Below are 2,055 nucleotides of genomic sequence, written 5' to 3'. Positions count from 1 at the left end.
CCCAGTTTCTTGCATTCATTATAATATTTCAGGGCATTTTTACAATCCTGCTTCATAAAATACACTGCCGATAGCTTAAATAAAGTATTTTGATTTTTAGGATCTATCTTATACGACTGGATTAATAAATCAATAGCGGCAGACAAATCCTTGGGATTGTTGCTGTTGGGAAATCTGGCGTAATAGATTGTTGCTTTATCAGTAAGTAAGTTTGAGCTATTAGGATTCAAACTCAGTCCCTCATTCAATTGTTCCATCGCTTTTTCATGATCCCCTAGTGTAAAATAAACAGCAGAAAATCCCCAGAATACATTTTCATTTTTAGGTTCCAGTAACCACGCCTGATTAAACCTGTACATTGCTGTTCTAACATCGCCTTTATAAAGATATTCAAAACCCAGTTTTATAAGTATCTCTGCACCTTTATGGTGGTTACCTTGTTGCTTCAGGTAATCATCTATAAGCTGTTGATCTGCTTCTTTTTGAGAGTCCGTTTTAACAGCATCTCCAAACTTGGGATTTAACCTGATATTAGTTTGCGCTTCTTTTTTCCAATCCTCATAACTGATTGCTTTACCAGGTAATTCTGAGTTGACATTTGCAGGCTGCTGTGCGTAATTACATGAAGTAATTGATAATGAAATTAGAGCTATTATTAGAAGTTGTTTCATTAAGAGATGCGTTGAATTGCTATTTGTTAAAAAATTCTATTCTTGTAGAACAAGATAGGAACTATTTTCTTACTTTAACAATTGCTTATAGCAATCAGAACCGAACATACAATATGGCCAAATACGTCTCTCTCATTTTAACCAGATTCCTTTTTTTATTTTGCATCCTTTTTGTTTTATGCTTTAATAATGGGGCTTTTCCATTCCTATATTATATTCAGAAGTTCAGTATACCTGCGCTGCAGTCTTTTATTCCCTGGTTTGCTCAAAAATATTTGAGCCTTTCGTACCAAATCACCACTTTCACCAATGGTAGTGGAGATACCACTTACGACTACGTGTTACTTCTTTGTGTCTTCCTTGTTTCTTTCTTTGGAACAATTATATGGTCGGCGTTAGACAGAGATAGAAAAAGCCATGATCAGCTATTCTACTGGACTATAGTAGTGTGTAGGTTTTATGTTGGTTTTATGCTTGTCCATTATGGAATTGCAAAACTTAATGATGGACAATTTCCATCATTATACTTAAGCCAACTTACAACAACTTATGGAGATTCTTCTCCGATGGGTTTGGCATGGAGATTTTTAGGTTTTTCTGATGGTTACAAATGGTTTATGTTTACAGCAGAAATGATGGGTGTCTTATTGTTTTTCAGAAAAACAGCAACCATTGGTGCTTTTTTATGTCTGATGACTTCAGCGAATATTATGGCCATTAACTACTTCTATGATGTCCCGGTAAAGTTGCTGAGTACAGCTCTTGTTTTGATGTGCTTAATTATCCTTTCTCCTAATATTAGGATTTTGTTTAAGTTCTTTTTTAAGGGAGAACTGGTAAGACTAAATCTATTAAAGGCTCCTGTTTTTAAAACAAAATGGGCCAGAATTTCTAAAATAGTATTGAAGTATGCTGCAGTGTTACTCTATGCAGCAATTCCGTTATTTACCGCGTTAAACATAGCCCTAATTAGCAAAAAGACCAATAACAAGCCCGTAGTTTATGGCGCTTATGATATAGAGGAGATAAAATCAGAAAAGAACGGGCCGCTTCCCGACACCTCTTTTTTGAGTCGCAAATTGGAACTAGTGGCATTTGACAGAAATGACTACGCAGTTATCAAATATAACGGAACTGAAACGGCATGGTGTACTTATAAAGTACTTCAAACATCAAAGACTCTGGACATATCATTTACTGATAATCCAAAAGTTACCTACAAGCTAAATTACCAATTTCCTGACAGCAATAAATTGATTCTTAAAGGCAATTTATTTGGTACGCCTGCTACAATTACTTTGAAGAGAAAGAAGTATCAGCTTGCTGAACGACCATTTCGATGGATTAGTGAACATCCGTACAATAGATAAATATTCCTTAGAAC

Annotated in this window: 2 protein-coding genes; one reads left to right on the top strand and one right to left on the bottom strand. The window is 35.2% G+C overall.

The annotated features are described in order from the left end of the window. Positions 1–671, bottom strand: a 671-nt coding sequence (locus AC1DG9_RS26345; RefSeq protein ID WP_477635603.1) for a tetratricopeptide repeat protein, incomplete at its 3' end; no start/stop codon positions are given. Between AC1DG9_RS26345 and AC1DG9_RS26340 the strand changes: the two genes are divergently transcribed. After that, complete coding sequence (locus tag AC1DG9_RS26340; protein ID WP_337717794.1) at positions 638–2,041, top strand: hypothetical protein; 1,404 nt, start codon at positions 638–640, stop codon at positions 2,039–2,041. The genes AC1DG9_RS26345 and AC1DG9_RS26340 overlap by 34 nt on opposite strands. Positions 2,042–2,055: the final 14 nt, after the last annotated feature.

This window comes from Pedobacter sp. 05L430, from assembly GCF_056397585.1.
This window is presented reverse-complemented; position numbering and strand designations above follow the sequence as displayed.